Origin of the sequence: Craterilacuibacter sp. (assembly GCF_051659485.1) — a bacterium.
Lineage (GTDB): Bacteria > Pseudomonadota > Gammaproteobacteria > Burkholderiales > Chromobacteriaceae > Craterilacuibacter.
The window spans coordinates 1-2,232 of sequence record NZ_JBOFOO010000279.1 but is presented as its reverse complement, the minus strand read 5'-3'; the positions used below and the strand labels follow the sequence as shown (position 1 = coordinate 2,232).

3 protein-coding genes are annotated in these 2,232 nt (G+C 57.1%); 2 read left to right on the top strand and 1 reads right to left on the bottom strand.

The window, feature by feature from the left end; genetic code table 11:
* On the top strand, positions 1–132 hold a 132-nt coding region (locus ACRC1E_RS09875; protein WP_438514926.1), incomplete at its 5' end, for a DUF4113 domain-containing protein.
* Positions 133–382: 250 nt separating this feature from the next.
* Complete coding sequence (locus ACRC1E_RS09870) at positions 383–817, top strand: hypothetical protein (protein ID WP_438514925.1); 435 nt, start codon at positions 383–385, stop codon at positions 815–817.
* 388 nt (positions 818–1,205) lie between these two features.
* Here the strand turns inward: ACRC1E_RS09870 and ACRC1E_RS09865 are convergent.
* Positions 1,206–2,232, bottom strand: a 1,027-nt coding sequence (locus ACRC1E_RS09865; RefSeq protein ID WP_438514924.1) for a hypothetical protein, incomplete at its 5' end; no start/stop codon positions are given.

The window sequence follows — 2,232 nt, the reverse complement described above, 5'->3', positions numbered from 1 at the left end:
GAAGGCCTCGGCCAGCAATGGCAGATGCGCCGCGAAAATGTGAGCCCGTGCTATACCACCTGTTTTGCCGACCTGCCGCGTATCGGCGCGCGAGAACAAGAGGAAGTGCGGTTGGCAGCGCCTAAAAAATAGGCATTCCCTGCCAAGCCATATGCCACCAGCCTTGCAGGATGTTTTCCCGCTACTCGTCCCCATAATTTGTGGACAACGTCCATTGCCCATCCCAAGGCCAGCATACCTGCTAAATTGGCCATATACATTTCTGCGGAGCACCGCATGGACCTGCCAACCGGTTTTCTGTTTGCCAGCGTGCTGATCATCGCCGGTGCCGCCGCCATCGGTGCGGTCGTCGTGCTGCTGTCACGAGGCTCGAGCTAGCACCATGGCCACCAAGTCCCGTTCGTCCCGTGTAAAGCGCCGCCAATCCACGGTGGATTCGCAAGCTGGCAGCATGGCTGACCCGCCCAATTGGGAAACGCTCAACGATCAGCAAACCGACTTGGCGATTTTGCTAAACGCCCTTGTCGAGTCTTCCTTTCCTTTTCCAGTTACGACGGCCCGGACCCTGCTGGACATGGCTTACCGTATCCAGCAAGACGCCACACAGCTGTTAAGCCTGCTGAGCGAAGAATTCGCGAGTCCGCTGCGGCAGCCGCCGGCACGGTCGGGCATGGCAACTTGCTTGCAAATTCTTACCGGCGCGTTTGAAATGTCGATCGAAGCCATCACCATGGCTGGCGCTGCCTTGCAAGCGCATGACCAGGCTCTGTTCCCCATGCCGGCGCGCAAAAAATGCGCTCAGACCGGATGGTGCTGAGGCTGCGTGGCGCTCTGGGTCCGCCAATCCAGTTGTCGCAGCGCCTGCGCCAAGCCGATGCAGGCGGCTGTCACGGGTACCGAGACCTGCCACCGCAGCTGCTCTGATGGCCAGGCTCGTTGGCAATCTGGGGTGCTTAGTGCCGCGCTGGATAACAATACCGCCTGAGATTTCCCGCCTGCCCTACCTCCAGTCCCTCCCACGTTCCTACTGGCAAACCAATGTCGCTGGCCCGATTGTGTTTTGCTACCTGCAGACCGATTTTGCCGTTGTAGTTGGGGTTTGCCGTAAAAAATCGTTCTGGCCGCTAAGCGGTTAAATACAGTTTTACTAGTCACGAGCAAAGCGAGTGGAACTGTATCCGATTTCCGGACTGCACCTGTTTTACTCACCGACCTGCACCTGCCTGCCACACGATCTGCGTGTCACCCATCAGCTGCGCAATGGTGATGCGAGATACCGAACGGCGTCCGTTGGCCTGCACGGTGTACAGCATGACCATCCCCCCCTCGATCTGATCGACCTGATAGCGTACGCCGGCCCGTTCAAACCAGCGCCCGATACGCGGGTCACGCTGGGTGTCGTCGATAGCGAGTTGCTGCTGTGCCGGTGCCAGTGCCCCGAACACAAGGATCCAGTCACTGAGGATGGTGCGGCCATGGATATGGATCAGTGGCCGGTCGTCCTTCACCTCGCCGGCCCAGATCCAGTATGTATCGCTGCGGACAGATAAGCCGATATCCAGCGTCGATTGCAGCTTGCCGGCAGGCCGTGCTGCTTCACAGGCGCGGCGTGCCCGCATGTTGAGTGTTTGCCAGACACGGGCGGTCACCGCCATCGGGGCGCCGCCGCGTACCTGTGGTGACGAGATGGACATCCCTTCGTCCGTCAGGCGTAGCGACTCACCGGGGGTCAGCAACGGGAGCTGGCCATCGGCAATGCGGTGCAGTGCCATACGTTGGGCAGGATGGAGATCGGCAGCTTTCTCATGGACCGCTTGCGGCTTGAAGCGGACAGGATCCCGGATGATGGCTTTGAGTACGCGATACAGTACTTCACCGTCATAGCGGATCAATACCGACATGAATTCGGTGACAATGGACTGCAGTTGTCGCTTAGCTTGCGAGCACTCTCTCATTAGACCGGCGACCCCTTTCTCCCGCATTCCTTTACCCAAAAGGAATGTTGCGGCTTGGCGCGGAAACCAGTAGTGGCCAAATTGACTAAAAATTTCAGATTTATCAGAATTTTTACAATTTCTATTTTTTTCTGAATTTTCTGGTTTTTCAGGAAATTCTCCAAGCAGTGAAATAGCCTCATCGGTGAGTTCAATCTGGCGCGCGCGCTGTGCATGCTTCAGTAAACCCATAGTGCGCAAATTGGAAAGTTTTTCGCACAAAGTCGAATTACTGATT

Bases quoted from the DNA above. Each gene is read 5' to 3' on its own strand.
- ACRC1E_RS09870 (WP_438514925.1), top strand. From the start codon at position 383: ATGGCCACCAAGTCCCGTTCGTCCCGTGTAAAGCGCCGCCAATCCACG.